Origin of the sequence: Frigoribacterium sp. VKM Ac-2859 (assembly GCF_013204925.1) — a bacterium.
Taxonomy (GTDB): domain Bacteria; phylum Actinomycetota; class Actinomycetes; order Actinomycetales; family Microbacteriaceae; genus Frigoribacterium.
In genome coordinates, this window is sequence record NZ_JABMLC010000001.1 from 1,567,317 (window position 1) to 1,582,954 (window position 15,638).

Annotated in this window: 15 protein-coding genes; 6 read left to right on the plus strand and 9 right to left on the minus strand. The window is 71.6% G+C overall.

From position 1 onward, the window contains the following. The first annotated feature begins 39 nt into the window (after window positions 1–39). On the plus strand, window positions 40–1,065 hold the full coding sequence (locus HQQ78_RS07350) for a diacylglycerol kinase family protein (RefSeq protein WP_173151897.1): 1,026 nt from the start codon (window positions 40–42) through the stop codon (window positions 1,063–1,065). A 51-nt stretch (window positions 1,066–1,116) separates the two neighbouring features. Here HQQ78_RS07350 and pheA read toward each other — a convergent pair whose 3' ends face one another. Continuing rightward, a complete protein-coding gene (gene pheA, locus HQQ78_RS07355) occupies window positions 1,117–2,070 on the minus strand; it encodes a prephenate dehydratase (protein ID WP_173151899.1) in 954 nt (317 codons plus the stop codon). A 69-nt stretch (window positions 2,071–2,139) separates the two neighbouring features. Here pheA and pgm point away from each other — a divergent pair, with 69 nt between their 5' ends. Next, on the plus strand, window positions 2,140–3,759 hold the full coding sequence (gene pgm / locus HQQ78_RS07360; RefSeq protein ID WP_173151901.1) for a phosphoglucomutase (alpha-D-glucose-1,6-bisphosphate-dependent): 1,620 nt from the start codon (window positions 2,140–2,142) through the stop codon (window positions 3,757–3,759). A 136-nt stretch (window positions 3,760–3,895) separates the two neighbouring features. On the opposite strand, the gene HQQ78_RS07365 is transcribed toward pgm, so the two are convergent. Beyond that, window positions 3,896–4,705 (minus strand): M15 family metallopeptidase, encoded by an 810-nt coding sequence (locus HQQ78_RS07365; RefSeq protein ID WP_173151903.1) that lies wholly within the window; start codon window positions 4,703–4,705, stop codon window positions 3,896–3,898. A gap of 137 nt (window positions 4,706–4,842) precedes the next feature. Between HQQ78_RS07365 and HQQ78_RS07370 the strand changes: the two genes are divergently transcribed. The 3 genes from HQQ78_RS07370 (at window position 4,843) to HQQ78_RS07380 (ending at window position 8,005) form a co-directional block, all read left to right on the plus strand. Beyond that, a complete protein-coding gene (locus HQQ78_RS07370; RefSeq protein ID WP_254065012.1) occupies window positions 4,843–6,672 on the plus strand; it encodes an MDR family MFS transporter in 1,830 nt (609 codons plus the stop codon). A gap of 397 nt (window positions 6,673–7,069) precedes the next feature. After that, entirely contained in the window at window positions 7,070–7,684 is a 615-nt protein-coding gene (locus tag HQQ78_RS07375) for a MarR family winged helix-turn-helix transcriptional regulator (protein ID WP_173151905.1), read from the plus strand. A gap of 150 nt (window positions 7,685–7,834) precedes the next feature. Next, window positions 7,835–8,005 carry a hypothetical protein gene (locus HQQ78_RS07380; RefSeq protein WP_157485415.1) on the plus strand — a complete coding sequence of 57 codons (171 nt, stop codon included), beginning with the start codon at window positions 7,835–7,837 and terminating at the stop codon, window positions 8,003–8,005. Window positions 8,006–8,119: 114 nt separating this feature from the next. On the opposite strand, the gene HQQ78_RS07385 is transcribed toward HQQ78_RS07380, so the two are convergent. Then, on the minus strand, window positions 8,120–8,980 hold the full coding sequence (locus HQQ78_RS07385) for a site-specific DNA-methyltransferase (RefSeq protein WP_173151907.1): 861 nt from the start codon (window positions 8,978–8,980) through the stop codon (window positions 8,120–8,122). Window positions 8,981–9,051: 71 nt separating this feature from the next. On the opposite strand from HQQ78_RS07385, the gene HQQ78_RS07390 reads away from it, so the two are divergent. Beyond that, a complete protein-coding gene (locus tag HQQ78_RS07390; protein ID WP_123571960.1) occupies window positions 9,052–9,336 on the plus strand; it encodes a GNAT family N-acetyltransferase in 285 nt (94 codons plus the stop codon). Window positions 9,337–9,429: 93 nt separating this feature from the next. Here HQQ78_RS07390 and HQQ78_RS07395 read toward each other — a convergent pair whose 3' ends face one another. From HQQ78_RS07395 to HQQ78_RS07420, 6 genes are all read right to left on the minus strand, one after another. Further along, entirely contained in the window at window positions 9,430–10,479 is a 1,050-nt protein-coding gene (locus HQQ78_RS07395) for a biotin/lipoate A/B protein ligase family protein (RefSeq protein WP_173151909.1), read from the minus strand. Window positions 10,480–10,488: 9 nt separating this feature from the next. Next, window positions 10,489–11,364 carry an alpha/beta fold hydrolase gene (locus tag HQQ78_RS07400; protein ID WP_173151910.1) on the minus strand — a complete coding sequence of 292 codons (876 nt, stop codon included), beginning with the start codon at window positions 11,362–11,364 and terminating at the stop codon, window positions 10,489–10,491. A 71-nt stretch (window positions 11,365–11,435) separates the two neighbouring features. Continuing rightward, window positions 11,436–12,104 carry a PepSY domain-containing protein gene (locus HQQ78_RS07405; RefSeq protein ID WP_173151911.1) on the minus strand — a complete coding sequence of 223 codons (669 nt, stop codon included), beginning with the start codon at window positions 12,102–12,104 and terminating at the stop codon, window positions 11,436–11,438. Window positions 12,105–12,334: 230 nt separating this feature from the next. Then, window positions 12,335–13,945: an ATP-binding protein gene (locus HQQ78_RS15845; RefSeq protein ID WP_371740394.1), complete on the minus strand. Its 1,611-nt coding sequence runs from the start codon at window positions 13,943–13,945 to the stop codon at window positions 12,335–12,337. Beyond that, entirely contained in the window at window positions 13,938–14,615 is a 678-nt protein-coding gene (locus HQQ78_RS07415; protein ID WP_173151912.1) for a response regulator transcription factor, read from the minus strand. The genes HQQ78_RS15845 and HQQ78_RS07415 overlap by 8 nt, the downstream gene beginning before the upstream one ends. Before the next feature lie 133 nt (window positions 14,616–14,748). Then, window positions 14,749–15,501 (minus strand): SDR family NAD(P)-dependent oxidoreductase, encoded by a 753-nt coding sequence (locus HQQ78_RS07420; RefSeq protein ID WP_173151913.1) that lies wholly within the window; start codon window positions 15,499–15,501, stop codon window positions 14,749–14,751. Between the last annotated feature and the right edge of the window lie 137 nt (window positions 15,502–15,638).

The following is a 15,638-nucleotide window of genomic DNA, read 5'->3' on the forward strand; positions in this document are numbered from 1 at the left end:
CCCGTTACCTCACGGGGGTGCGTCCAATACGCTCGCCCCATGACCGCCACCTCCCCCTCCCCCGCCGAGCACGCCTCGGCATCCGAGCCCGAGACGGCTCGCCAGACCGCCGCGGTCGTCTACAACCCGATCAAGGTCGACCTCGACGCCATCAAGACGGCCGTCGGGCGCCACGAGTTCTCGAACGGCTGGGCCGCCACGAAGTTCTACGAGACCAGCAAGGAAGACCCGGGCGGCGAGGTGACGAAGCAGGCCCTCGCCGAGGGCGTCGACATGGTGATCGCCGCGGGTGGCGACGGCACGGTGCGTGCCGTGGCCGAGGCCCTGCGGGGCACCGACGCGTCCCTCGCCCTGCTGCCCTCGGGCACGGGCAACCTGTTGGCCCGCAACCTCGAGCTCTCGCTCGACAACCTCGACGACTCGATCGCGACGGCGTTCAGCGGTCGCGACCGTGACATCGACCTCGGCGTCGTCGACGTCGAGCGTGAGGACGGCTCGCGCGAGACCAAGGCGTTCGTCGTCATGGCGGGCGTCGGCCTCGACGCGAAGATGCTCGCGAACACGAACGACGAGCTGAAGAAGCGCGTCGGGTGGCTCGCCTACGTGGACGCCATCGCCCGCGCGCTCCGCGACGACAACAAGATCGACGTCCGGTACGAGCTCGACGACCAGGGCCGCAAGTCGATGCGCGCCCACACGATCATCGTCGGCAACTGCGGCCTGCTGCCCGCCAACATCATGCTGCTGCCCGACGCGGCGATCGACGACGGCATCTTCGACATCGTCGCCCTGCGCCCCGAGGGCTTCTTCGGCTGGGTGCAGATCTGGGTCAAGATCGTGTGGGAGAACGGCGTCATGCGCCGCACCCAGGTCGGCCGCCGCATCCTCGCCGCCAACAGCCGCGAGGTGCGCACCCTGCGCTACAACAAGGGCAAGAAGCTCGTGGTCCGACTCGACTCCCCCCAGGACTTCGAGATCGACGGCGACTCCGTCGGCAAGGTCGTCGCCCTGCGCGCGGTCGTCGACCCGGGCGGCCTGACCGTCCGCGTGCCGGCCGACGCCTGATCGGCACGGGCGGCCGGCCGAGCGAGGCCGGTCGTCAGCGCAGGCCGCTGATCAACGCAGGCCGCTGATCAACCCGCGCAGCCAGTCGCGGGCGTCGACGAAGGCCTCGTCGTCGTACCGCGGCGAGACCTCGGCCGGGGCGCCGTCGGCACGAGGGTACGACCCGAGGAACATCACGCTCGGGCTGAAGCGCTTCAGCCCGAGCAGGGCGTCGGCCACGCGTTCGTCGAGCACGTGCCCCTCGAGGTCGATGACGAACCGGTAGCGCCCGAGGGCGTCGCCAATCGGTCGCGACTGGATGAGGCTGAGGTTGATGCCGCGGGTCGCGAACTGCTCGAGCATGTCGACCAGGGCCCCCGAGCCGTCGGCCGGAAGCTCGACGATCAGGCTGGTCTTGTCGGCACCGGTCGCGGGCGGCACGGGCACCGTCCGGCTGACCAGCACGAAGCGCGTGACGGCCTGGTCGTTGTCGCCGATCTCGCGGGCGAGCACCTCGAGATGGTGGTGGTCGGTGATGCCGGGAGGCGCGACCGCGGCGTCCGCGGAGCCCCCGGCGCCGCCCGGCTCGAGCAGCGAGGCGGCGGCGGCCACGTTCGACGAGGCCGGCAGGTGACCGTGGCCGGGCAGGTTGCGTTCGAGCCAGCGGTGGGTCTGCGCGTAGGCGACCGGATGCGCGTTCACCAGCCGCACCTCCTCGATGCGGGTGCCCGGCCGGGCGACGAGCACGAAGTTGACGCGCACCAGGTACTCGCCGACGATGCGGAGGCCCGGCACCGTGGCGAGGGCGTCCTGCGTCGCACTGACCCCGCCCTCGACGCTGTTCTCGATCGCGATCATCGCGGCCGTGCTGACGCCCGAGACGACGTCGGCCAGGGCCTCGCCGACGTTGTTGACGCTCTTCCAGGTGGCCCCGACGGCCTCGGGCACCTGCTTGAGCGCCGCCTCGGTGAACGTGCCCGCGGGCCCGAGGTAGCTGTAGGTCGTCGAGGAGGCGCGGGTCGGCATGACGAGGAGCCTACTGAGAGCCGCCCGGGCACCGCGACGAAGGTCGGCGGCGGGTGCCAGGATGTCCCCATGACCGACCGTGCCGGAACCCCCGCAGAAGCCAGCGACCTGATCGACCCCGAAGAGGTCACGGCCGCGTACTACGAACTCGTCCCCGACGTCGGCGAGGTCGAGCAGAAGGTCGTCTTCGGCACCTCGGGCCACCGCGGGTCGTCGCTCGACGCCGCCTTCAACGAGACCCACATCGCCGCCATCACGCAGGCGATCGTCGAGTACCGCGCGGGCCAGGGCATCACCGGCCCGCTGTTCATCGGGCGCGACACGCACATCCTGAGCGGCCCCGCCGAGCGCACCGCGGTCGAGGTGCTCACCGGCAACGACGTGAAGGTGCTGGCCGACGCCGAGGGCGGCTACGTGCCGACGCCCGCGCTCAGCCACGCGATCCTGGTCTACAACAACGACCCCGCGAACACCGACAAGGCCGACGGCATCGTCGTCACCCCCAGCCACAACCCGCCCCGCGACGGCGGCTTCAAGTACAACCCGCCCCACGGCGGGCCGGCCGACAGCGACGCCACGAACTGGATCGCGAACCGCGCCAACGAGATCATCGCCGCCGGCAACGTCGACGTGAAGCGCGGCGTCGGCACGCCCGGCCGGCACGACTTCCTCCGCGGCTACGTGGGCGACCTCGTCAACATCATCGACATCGACGCCATCAAGAAGGCCGGCGTGAAGATCGGTGCCGACCCGCTCGGTGGCGCGAGCGTCGAGTACTGGGGCGCGATCCGCGACGTCTACGGCCTCGACCTCACCGTCACGAACCCGGGCGTCGACCCCACCTGGCGCTTCATGACGCTCGACTGGGACGGCAAGATCCGCATGGACCCGTCGAGCCCCTCGGCGATGGCCAGCGTCGTGCGCCGCAAGGACGAGTTCGACGTCCTGACCGGCAACGACGCCGACGCCGACCGGCACGGCATCGTCACGCCCGACGGCGGCCTGATGAACCCGAACCACTACCTCGCGGTCGCCATCGACTACCTCTACACGCACCGCCCCGAGTGGCGCGACGACGCGGCCATCGGCAAGACCCTCGTCTCGTCGAGCATCATCGACAAGGTCGCCGAGTCGCACGGGCGTCGCCTGTGGGAGGTCCCGGTCGGGTTCAAGTGGTTCGTCCCCGGCCTGGTGGACGGCTCGGTCGCCTTCGGTGGCGAAGAGAGCGCCGGCGCGTCCTTCCTGCGCAAGGACGGCACCGTCTGGACGACCGACAAGGACGGCATCCTGCTCGCCCTGCTCGCGAGCGAGATCATCGCCGTCACCGGCAAGACCCCCTCGCAGCTCTACGCCGAACTGGTCGAGAAGTACGGCGACCCGATCTACCAGCGGGTCGACGCGGCGGCGACGAAAGAGCAGAAGACCCGTCTGGGCAAGCTCGACGGCGACGCCATCGAGGCGACCGAGCTCGCGGGCGACCGCATCACGGCCAAGCTCAGCAAGGCTCCGGGCAACGACGCGGCCGTCGGCGGCGTCAAGGTCGTCACCGACAAGGCCTGGTTCGCGGCCCGCCCCAGCGGCACCGAGGACGTCTACAAGATCTACGCCGAGTCGTTCGAGGGCCCCGAGCACCTCGCGCGCGTCCAGGCCGAGGCGAAGACCATCGTCGACGCCGCGCTCGGCGCCTGACCCGCGCCTCCCGCACCGCCCGACGGGCGTGTTCGTGACGGACGGGCGACGTCGATCGCCCTCGTCCGACGAACACGCCCGTCGCGCGGTTCGCGGGGCCGCGCGGCGGGCACACGGCGACGGCCGGGCGGCAGGCTCAGCCCGCGTAGTCGGGGGCGGCCGGTAGGCCGAAGAACTCCTCGAGCGTGGTGACGCCCGTGTCGTGCATCTCGGTGGCGAGGGGCACGCCCACGTACCGGAAATGCCACGGCTCGAAGGTGAAGCCGGTCACGGCGACCTTGTCGGCCGGGTAGCGCAGCAAGAACCCGAAGCGCCACGCGTTGGCCGCGAGCCACTGCCCCTGCGGTGTGTCCCCGAAGCAGGCCTGCAACGCGCAACGGAGCGGCACGGGGCTGATGTCGAGGGCGAGCCCGGTCTGGTGCTCGCTGAAACCCGGACGGGCGCTCTGTGCATCGGCCTGTGCCTGCCCGAGACGCTGGACCCAGCCGGCGTAGACGCTCACCTGGGTGTCGTACGAGCGGTAGGCACTCTGCACCTGGAACGCCCCGGCCCCCTCGGCCTGGCCCGCCCGGAACATCTCGACGACCGCGGCGGCGGCCTCGGCGCGGAGGGTCGGCGGGTTCTGGTGCGCCACGTCGGGCGTGACGAGGTCGCCGGGGACGTAGTCGACCGGGTCGAGCGCGCGCAGCTTGTCGCTGACGACCCAGAGGCTGGCGGGGTCGTCGACCGACCGGGCCGCCTTGTCGAACGCGGGTGTCGTGGGGGACGTGGGAGGCGCCTCCTCGGTCGGGGTCGGGGTGGGGGTGAGCGCCGGCGAGACGGTCGCGGCCGACGTGCTCGGGCTCGGCTCGGGCGCTCCCCCCGAGCACGCGGCCAGCAGGCCGGCCGAGAGGACGACGGCCAGGACGGTGGCCGCGGGGTGCGGCAGGGAGGGGCGGCGTGACATCGCGTCGAGCCTAGTCACGAGCAGCGGACCGACAGGGACGGACGATTCCTCTTGTTGTCGGATGCTTGCCCGTGAAGTAACTTTGCGTACTGCGCAATTCCTCGTCGCGCCTCCCCCTTCCAGACAGAAGAGACACCATGTCGAGCGCCGCCTCCGCACCCACGACCACGGCCCCCGCCGAGCGCCAGGGCCTGATGACCCACCGCCAGATCTTGTACGTCATCTTCGGCCTGATGGCCGGCATGTTCCTCTCGGCCCTCGACCAGACGATCGTCGGCACCTCGATGCGGACGATCGCGGACGACCTCGACGGGCTCAGCCTGCAGGCCTGGGTGACCACCGCCTACCTGATCGTGTCGACCATCTCGACGCCGATCTACGGCAAGCTCAGCGACATCTTCGGCAGGCGACCGCTCTTCCTGATCGCCATCACGATCTTCTTGCTGGGGTCCGTCGCGGCCGGCTTCTCCGAGAGCATGTACCAGCTCGCCATCTTCCGGGCGATCCAGGGCATGGGCGCCGGCGGCCTCATGGCCCTGCCGCTGACGATCATGGGCGACATCCTGGCCCCGCGTGAGCGCGCGAAGTACCAGGGCTACTTCCTGGCCGTGTTCGGCATCTCGAGCGTCATCGGCCCGCTCGTCGGCGGGCTCTTCGCCGGAGCCGACCAGATCCTCTTCGTCACCGGCTGGCGCTGGGTGTTCCTGATCAACGTGCCGATCGGCATCGTGGCGCTGTTCATCGTCGTGCGGTTCCTGCACATCCCGGGCCAGAAGCGTCGCGAGAACGTGCGCATCGACTGGTTCGGCGCCGCCGCCGTCATCGTGGCCGCCGTGCCGCTGCTGCTGGTGGCCGAGCAGGGCCGCACCTGGGGCTGGAGCTCGCCCGGGGCCTTCGCCTGCTACGTGATCGGGGCCGTCGGCATCGTCGCGTTCGTCGTGATCGAGCGATCGATGGGCGACGATGCACTCATCCCGCTCAAGCTGTTCCGCAACCCCACCTTCTCGATGGCGACCGTGCTCGGCGTGCTCGTCGGGTTCGGCATGTTCGGCGCCCTGCTGACGGTTCCGCTGTACCTGCAGCTCGTGAACGGGGCGACCCCGACCGAGAGCGGCTTCCAGATGCTGCCGATGATCGCCGGCCTGATGATCTCGTCGATCGTCGCCGGCCAGCTCATCTCACGGACGGGCAAGTACAAGATCTTCCCGATCACGGGTACGGCGTTCATGGCGGCCGGGTTCTTCTGGTTCACGAACCTCTCGTTCGACAAGCCGTACTGGTTCATGATGATCGGCATGCTGTTGGTCGGCCTGGGACTCGGACAGCTGATGCAGACCCTGACCATCGCCTCGCAGAACTCGGTCGGGGCCCGCGACATCGGCGTGGCCACGTCGGCGTCGACGTTCTTCCGACAGATCGGCGGGACGCTCGGCACGGCCGTGCTGTTCTCCGTGCTCTTCAGCCGCATCCCCCAGACGATCGCGGCCGCGTTCGCCGACTCGAGCCTGCAGGGCCGTGCCCAGGCCGCCCTCGCCGACCAGTCGGTGCTGAGCGACCCGGCGAACGCCGCGATCCTCAAGCTCTACCAAGCGGCCGGAGGCGGCGACACGTCGCAGGTCGGCGGCGCACTCGACGGCAACACGTCGTTCCTCAACACGGCCGACCGCCGTCTCGCCGCGCCGTTCCTCGACGGCTTCGCGAACGCGGCCGTGACGGTCTTCTGGGTCGCCCTGGTGGTGGTGCTCGTGGCCTTCGTGCTGAGCTTCTTCCTCAAGGCCACGCCGCTGCGCCAGAAGTCGGCCATCGACGAGGCAGCCGACGACGCGCGGGCCGCCGTGGCCGCCGACGCCGCACTCGCGGCGCAGGCCGCCGCCGCGCAGACCGGTTCGCTGGTCGCCCCCGACACGGGTTCGATCGACGTCGTGCCCACGGAAGAACGGCGCGGCGACACCTCGTCTCGGCGCTGATCGGGTGCCCGGCGCGACGTTCGCCCGGCACCCGATCCGCTCGAGCTGGTGTCGCGACACGGCAAGTGTCGGGTAGCGTTCCCTCGACGGCGCTTCGGTGCCGAACGGTTCGTCCCGCGTCCGGCGTTCCCTGCCCGTGAAGCTCACGCGGGAGGCGAGACGACCGAAGGCCGCACACCCACGGGGTGTGCGGCCTTTCTCCGTCATGGGACGCCCCACCGAATCGATTCCCTGCGTGAAGCTCTGGTCGACACGGCGGGACGCCTCTGCCCACTCGAGGCGGACATGTCGAGCCTAGGACGGCCACGAGCCGCAGCACAGGGGTTGACAACGAGAAAAACCTGGTCAGCGGTGACTTTTTGCTAGACGGACTAGCGACGGGGCTAGACTCCCCCTCATGCCCGATCAGCACGCCACCGCCGCGCCCTTCGACGCGTCCGGCTATTGGTACAGCAGCAGCACCGAAGAGCGCGGCGTCACGGTGTTGAACACCCTCCGCGCCTACCGTGCCGCCGAGGTCGCGATGCGGGCCCGCACCCGCAAGTCGATGAAGATGAACGACACCGACCTCGCCGCCCTGCGGTTCCTGCTCCGGGCCCAGCGGCTCGGCGACCCCGTCAGCGCGAAAGAACTGGCCGCCCAGCTGAAGATCACCTCGGCGTCGACGTCGGTGTTGATCAACCGCCTCGTCGCGAGCGGGCACATGCTGCGCCACCCCCACCCGTCCGACAAGCGCGGGGTCCTGCTGACCGCCACGGGCGACTCGAACACCGAGGTGCGCGACACCATGGCGGCCATGCACGCCCGCATGATCTCGACGGCCGAGTCGCTCGACGCCGACGAGGCGGCCGTGGTCGTGGGCTTCCTGCAGCGCATGACGGCAGCGATCGAGATCGACGACCACCACGTCGACGGCGATCCGGCCGACCGGGCGGGCACGGGCGCGGGCGCGGGTGCGGGCGCGGGCACGGGCACGGGCACGGGCACGGGCACGGGCCACCATGCGTCCTAGCCGTTGAGCGAACAACTGGTGAACTGACTAGATCGACTAACCATCGACGTGACAGTCTGACCGCACGACACCGATTCACGGCGGTGTCGTGACCGTCCGAAGTTCCACCGTTCCGCCAGGCATCGCAGGGGTGCCAGAGACGAGCCGAACATGACCACGATCGACGTCGCTCGCAGCGACCGCACCACCGCCCGCAGCACCTTCTCCGAGGTGCGCGACACCGCCCGCCAGCGAACGCTGGCCGTCATCGCCACGGCTGCCACCGGCGCGAGCGTCAGCCTCGTCGCCGCCCTGCTCCTCGCGCTCGGCGTCGTGCGATGACGTGCCCGTCGGGCTTCTCCGCCCAGCAGATGCAGGGTCTGACCCACGAGCAACTCGTGTCGTTCGTCCGCGGGTCGGTCACGACGGCCGTCTCGGCCGCCGACCTGCACGCCGTCAGACCGACTCGACCTGCGCCGACGGGAGCCGTCTGCGCATGACGGCCACCGCCTCCTCGTTGCTGTCGACGAGCAGGTAACGACGACCGAGGGCATCCGCCACCGCCCCGGTGGTGCCGCTGCCGGCGAAGAAGTCGAGCACCCAGTCGCCTTCGCGGCTCGAGGCCTGCACGATGCGACGCAGGACGCCCTCGGGCTTCTGCGTCGGGTAGCCGGTCTTCTCGCGACCGGTCGGCGACACGATGGTGTGCCACCACACGTCGGTCGGCAGCTTGCCCCGGGCGACCTTCTCGGGCGTGACGAGCCCCGGGGCCATGTACGGCTCGCGGTCGACGCTCGTCGAGTCGAAGTGGTACATCGTGGGGTCTTTGACGTAGACCAGGATCGTGTCGTGCTTGGTCGGCCACCGGGTGCGGCTCTTGGCGCCGTAGTCGTAGGCCCAGATGATCTCGTTCAGGAAGCAGTCCCGCCCGAACAGGGCGTCGAGCAGCACCTTCGCGTAGTGCGCCTCGCGGTAGTCCAGGTGAAGGTAGAGGGTGCCGTCGGGGGCGAGCAGCCGCCAGGCCTCGGCCAGACGAGGTTCGAGGAACGACCAGTAGTCCTCGAAGCGGTCGTCATAGCCCATCAGGTCGCCCCGGATGCGCTCGTACCGCACGCCCTTGAAGCCCGCCACCGAGGTGGTCGAGTCCTCGGCGCTGCGCACGGACGTCGTCGACCGGCGACGCTGCTGCCGCCCGGTGTTGAACGGGGGGTCGAGGTAGACGATCGTGAACCCGCCGTCGGGCAGCTGCGCCGTGACGTCGAGGGCGTCACCGTGGACCACGAGGCTCGGGGAGGCGGTGGTCCAGTCGAGGGGCATCCGACCATTCTGCTGCCTGGCGGGCACCGACACGCGCCCGACTCCCGGCCCGGGGCGCGTAGCGTGTCGGGATGACCACCGAGGTAGAGAACCGCCCCACCCAGAACCAGTACGCCCTCGTCGAGGACGGCGAGACGATCGGCTTCGCCGCCTACGACGTCGCCGGCCACGAGATCCGCTTCACCCACACCGAGATCGACCCCAGCCGACGATCCGCCGGCCTCGGGGCCCGGCTCGTCCAGGGCGCCCTCGACGACGTGCGCGCGAACACCGACCTGCGCGTCGTGCCGCTCTGCCCGTTCGTGGTCGACTTCGTCGAGGACCACGTCGACTACCGCGAGCTGCTCGACCGCTGACCGCGGTGCGGCCGCCGAGGCGACCACGGCGAGACCGCCGAGCCGTACCCCCGGCAGGAGGCGCGGGTCGCCTCGACGGCGCCCCTCACGTGCTCAGGGCACGCGCGCCAGCCACTCGGGCGTCGCGAACTTCGAGGTGACGAGCTGCTCGGCCTTCTCGAGCTCGGACTCGGTGACGTGGCCTTCGGTCGCCCCGTAGAGGCCGGTGAAGGTCTGCTTGAGCCGCTCGATGATCTCGGCGCGGGACAATCCCGTCTGGCTCCGGAGGGGATCGACACGCTTGGCGGCGCTGGTGGTGCCCTTGTCGCTCATCTTCTCGCGGCCAATGCGCAGGACCTTGACCATCTTGTCGCCGTCCATGTCGTACGACATCGTGGCGTGGTGCAGCAGGGCCCCGTTGCCCAGGCGTTTCTGCGCGGCCCCGCCGATCTTGCCCTTGGCGCTGGTGATGTCGTTGAGCGGTTGGTAGAAGGCGTCGATGCCGAGCGACTTGAGCGCCGTGATGACCCACTCGTCGAGGTACGCGTACGAGTCGGCGAAGCTCATGCCCTGCACGAGCTCGCCCGGAGCGTAGAGCGAGTAGGTCACGATCGACTGGGCGTCCATGAACATCGCACCGCCGCCGCTGATGCGGCGCACGACCTCGAAGCCGTGGGTCGAGGCGGCGTCGAGGTCGACCTCGTTCTTCAACGACTGGAAGCTGCCGATGACCACGGCGGGCTGGTCCCACTCCCAGAAGCGGAGCGTGGGCCCGCGGCGGCCCGCTCCGACCTCTTCGGTGAGCACCTGGTCGAGGGCGAGGTGCACGTTGGGCGACACCGGGGCGTCGTGGATGATCTGCCAGTCGTAGTCGCGCCAGTCGGTCGCCTTCGAGAGGCTGCGGCGGATCGCCACGGCGATCGCCTCGGGCGAGAAGCCGAGCAGCACCGCGTCGGCCGGCAGCCCCTGCTTGATCGTCGCCGCGATCGTCGCCGCGTCGGACTCGACCGGCAGGCCGTTCACCGCCCGGTCGACGGCGTCGAGCGCCGTGTCGGGCTCGAGGAAGAAGTCACCGGCGAGACGGAACCCGGCGATGCGCCCCTCTCTGACGTCGAGGTCGACGACCACGAGCTTTCCGCCTGGGACCTTGTACTCACCGTGCATGGTCGCAGCCTATGCCTGGTGCCCCACGCGGTCGTCGAGCCACCGCACCAGGTCGGCGACGACCTCGTCGCGGTTGGTCTCGCGGAACACCTCGTGCCGGGCGCCCTGGTAGACCACGAGCTCGACGTCGCTGAGCCTGCTGCGGTTGACGTACGCGTCGGCGAGCTTGCGGGCGCTGGCCTCGCCGCCGAGCGGGTCGTCGTCGCCGACGAGGACGAGCACGGGGAGGTCGCTCGCGAGCCGGGTCGAGGGGCGACCCATCAGCCGGAGCGTGTCGGCCGTGCCGAACAGCTGTCGGGCCGTCGCCTGCACCGACAGGGGGTCGGCCGCCATGGCGTCGACCACGGCCTGGTCCCGGCTGAGCCACTCGTAGCCGGTGTCGCCGAGGTGGGCGTGCCGGGCGTTCAGGTCGCCCGCGTTCATGCTGCCGGGCATGCGGTAGGCCGTGCCGCTCAGCACGACGGCGTCGAACCGGTCGGACCCCTCGTCGACGAGCTTCTGCGCCATCAACGAGCCCCACGAGTGCCCGAGCAGCACGAGCGGCGAGCCGGGGTTCTCGGAGCGCGCGATGCCCGTCATCCGGACCACCGCCTCCATGGCCCCGCGCAGCCCCGACGGTCCCAGGCGGCCGAGCTTCGTGTGGTCACCGCCCCACTGGCCGAGGCCGGTCTCGCCGTGACCGAGGTGGTCGTTCGCGTAGACCGTGTAGCCGGCCCGCACGAGGTCCTGAGCGAGGTCCTCGTAGCGCAGGGCGTACTCGCCGAGGCCGTGGGCGAGCTGCACCACGGCCTTGGGCGACGCCGCCTTCCAGACGTAGTAGTGCACGGTCACGCCGTGGGCATCGGTGAACTCGTAGTCGCCTCGGGCGGCGGAGAAGGTGGGCACGGAGCCAGTCTCCCATCACGGGGCCCCGCGGGCCGGGCCGGGCCGGCCCGGGCCCGCCGGGCCCCGTCCCGTCAGCGGCGGGCGTCGACGTCCGTGCGCACCACGCCGAACGCCTGGTCGAGGTCGACGTCGACCTCGGTGCCGTCGTCGAGGCGCACGTCGACCTCGTAGGCCACGCCGGTGTCGTCGCTGCGGTCGGCGTCGGTCACCGTGCCCCCACCGGCGGCGGCGAGGGCGGCGGCCGCGGCCCGGTCGTAGTCCGCGCCGGTCAGGTCGTCGTCGCGGGCCGAGTCGTCACGGGCCGAGTCGTCGCGGGCCGAGTCGTCGAGCCCCGGACCCGCGGCGGGCGTCGGGGTGGCGTCCGACCCGAGCGAGTCGTCGTCGCGGTCGTCGCCGGCGACGGGCGTCGGGGTGGCGCCGGACCCGCGCGAGTCGTCGTCGACGCGGCTCGAGGTGACGGAGTGGTCGCCGTCGAGCAGCACCGTCGCCTCGCGACCGTCGGGCAGGACGACCTCGACCTCGTAGCCGACGAGTCCGTCGTCGAGGGTGTCGACCTCGGTCACGGTGCCGCCGCCGGTCTCGGCGAGCGCCGCCTCCTGGGCCCGGTCGCGGGTCTGCGCGGACACGCCGTCGTCGAGGTCCGAGGCGAGGGCCACGCCGCCGCCGCCCAGCACGAGGACGCCCGCGATTCCGCCGGCGATCAGCAGGGACTTCTTCTTGGTGAGGGTGTTCTTCAGCATGGTTCGCTCCGTTCGTGGGGCCGCCGGGCGGCCGGGTCTGTCGCTCTCTCGAGCTGATGGACCCCACTCTCGCGAGAGGGCACTGAAGCGGTCCTGAAGCGACCTGAAGATCCGTTCAGGAGGCGCGGATCGCGTCACCGGAGTGGGCGGGTCCACGTGCCCCTCGGCGGGTCGGCGCGCACCCGCCCGGCAGGACGGGAACCCGCCGACCACCCGGGGGGGCGCTCGGGTCAGGCGGGACCGGCGGGAAGGTGGACCACGAACCGGGCACCTCCGAGAGGCGAGGCCGTGGCCGACACCGCGCCTCCGTGGACCCGGACGATCTCGCGCACGATGGCGAGCCCCAGTCCGCTTCCGCCCGCGTCGCGGGCGCGGGCCTCGTCGAGGCGCACGAACCGGCCGAACACCCGCTCGCGGTCCGCCTCGGCCACCCCGGCGCCGTCGTCGTCCACGGTGAGGACCACGCCTCCGTCGCGCTCGACGAGGGCCACGGCGACGCGGGCGTCGGCGTGCCGGGCCGCGTTCGCGACGAGGTTGTGCACGACCTGGCAGAGCAGCCCCTCGTCGCCGTCGACGCGAGCCGGGCCGACGGCCGTGGCGTCGACGGCGAGGGGCTCCCGACCGTCGGGACGGGCGACGCCGCGCAGGCGGGCGGTCTCCGACACCACGAGGTCGTCGAGGTCGACCGGGCGGCGCGTCACCCCCAGGGCGCCCTCGTCCGCCCTGGCGAGGACCAACAGGCCCTGCACGAGCGCCGTCAACCGCGCCTCCTCGCCGAGCACGGTGCCGGCCAGGGCCGCACCGTCGATGCTGCCGGGGTGCAGCAGCGCGACCTCGGCGTGCTGCCGGATGGTGGCGAGCGGCGTCTTCAGCTCGTGCGAGGCGTCGCCGACGAAGCGCCGCTGGGCCGTCGCCGACGAGTCGAGCCGGTCGAGCATGCCGTTCAGCGTGCGGGCGAGGCGGGCGATCTCGTCGCCGCCGCCCGGGTCGGGCAACCGGTGCGACAGGCTCTGGGCCGTGACCGTGTCGACCTCGCGGCGCATCGACTCGACCGGGCGCAGGGCACGGCCCACGACGAGCCACGTGGTGACGCCGAGCACGAGCAGGGCCACCGGGATCGCCACGCCGAGCGTGACGAGACTGGCCGAGGAGGCGGCGCTCGCCTCCTCGAGGGAGCGCGCGGCCACGACGCCGTACCCGGTCGTGACGACCCGGGCGGGGACGGGGGTGGCGTCGTCGGTGGAGGACGTGGCGTCGTCGTCCGCCTCGCCGTCGTCGGAGCGCGAGCCGCCCGACCCGGAGTCGGCGTCGGCGTCGTCGTCGTCGTCGTCGTCACCCGTGGGGGTCGGCGTCGGGGTCGGCGTCGACGCGGCCGGTGTCGGCGTCGCGGTGCTCTCGACACCGACGTCCTCACGTTCGACGACGAACTCGTCGCCGTCGAGCGAGACCCGGTCCCCCGAACCGGACGAGGCGATCGACGAGGCGACGTCGGCGAGGTCGTCGTCGCCTCCCACGGCGAGCACGCGCCCGGACGCGTCGGTCACGACGACCAGGGACCCGTCCGTCTCGCCCGCGACGGCCACGCTCGGCGTCGAACCGATCGCGAGGGCCGACACGGCGCGGTCCACGTCGGCCGAGGCGGCCTGGCGCGGGGCGTCGGCGAGCACGGCCTGTTGCACGAGCGCGAAGACGAGGGCGAACACCCCGAGGGTCAGCGCCACGGCGAGCACGGCGGCCACGGTGATGCGCGACCGCAGCGACGCCCGTCTCACCCGACGCGGCCCGGTGCCGGCGGACGGCCCGTGCCCGGGAGCCGGGCGGCGAGGGGCCCGCTCAGCCACCCCGCGCCTCCAGACGGTAACCCGCCCCCCGGAGCGTGACGATGGCTTCTCGGCCGAACGGCCGGTCGACCTTGTTGCGCAGGTGACGCACGTACACCTCGACGATGTTGGGGTCGCCCTCGAAGTCGTCGTTCCAGACCCCGTCGAGCACCTCGCGCTTGGTCACGACGCTGCCGGCGTGACGCATGAGGAACTCGAGCACCGCGAACTCGCGGCTCGTGAGTTCGACCTCAACGTCGCCACGGTGGACGGTCCGCGAGGCGGGGTCGACGCGGAGGTCGCCGGCCTCGAGCACGACCGGTCGTTCGCGGGCGCCACGGCGGACCAGGGCGCGCAGCCGGGCGAGCAACACGGCGAACGAGAACGGCTTGGTGAGGTAGTCGTCGGCGCCGGTGTCGAGGGCCTCGACCTGGTCCCACTCGCCGTCCTTGGCGGTCAACATGATGACGGGGGTCCAGTCGCCTCCCTCGCGCATCGCCCGGCACACGGCGTAGCCGCTCATGCCGGGCAGCATGATGTCGAGGACGACCACGTCGTAGCTGCCCTCACGGGTCCGCCAGAGCCCGTCGGTGCCGGTCGCCGCGACGTCGGCCGCGATCCCCTCGGCCTCGAGCCCGAGCCGCAGACCCTCGGCCAGGGTCGCCTGGTCCTCGACGACGAGCACGCGCACGGGGCCTCCCTCGGTCGCGCCGGGTGCGCGTCGTGCCCATCATGGCGGGAGCGCGCTGAAGCCGGGCTGAAGCGGACCGGCAGCGGAGGCGCGGCGCAGGACTCCCCGCACCGCGCCTCCTGAGGGACCGTCGTCAGTGCGCCGAGTAGCCGCCGTCGACGAGGTGGTAGCTGCCCGTGACGAACGACGCCTCGTCGCTCAGCAGGAAGAGGACGAGCGCCGAGACCTCGGCGTCGGTCCCGAGGCGACCGGTCGCGTGCTGCGACTCGAGGTACGAGAGCGCGTCGCCCTCGAGCGAGGCGCGGACGAGGGGCGTGTCGATGAAGCCGGGGCCGACCGCGTTGGTGCGGACGCCGCGCTTCGAGTACTCGAGCGCGGCGACCTTGGTCAGGCCGACCAGGGCGTGCTTGCTCGCGACGTAGGCGGCGTTCTGGGCGATGCCGACCGAGCCGAGCACCGAGCTCATGTTGACGATCGACCCGCCGCCCGCCTCGACCATCGCGGGCAGCTGGTAGCGCAGGCCGTAGAAGACGCCGTCGAGGTCGACCGAGCGGACGCGGTCCCAGGCGGCGATGTCGTACTCGCCGATGTCGGCGGCGGGGGCGCCGATGCCCGCGTTGTTGACCGCGAGGTGGAGGGCACCGTAGGTCGTCTTCGCGAACTCGACGGCCGCCTCGGACTGCTCGGGCTTCGCGGTGTTCTGCTCGAACGCCACGGCCGCGCCACCCGCGGCGACGATCTGGTCGACGACGCCCTGGGCCGCGTCGAGCTTGATGTCGGTGACGACCACCGATGCCCCCTCGGCCGCCAGGGAGCGCGAGATCGCGGCGCCGATGCCGCTGCCTCCGCCGGTGACGAGTGCCGTCTTGTCGCTGAACCGTGCCATGGTGCGTGCCTTCCTCGTTCGTGGGCCGACCGTCGGGGCCGGTCGGGCTCGTCGACGAGCCCGTCTGCGAACGTACGCCCGCAGGGACCCATGAGCAACAGGTGTCGTCTTGATCCGGGCCGATCTCGTGCAGTCCG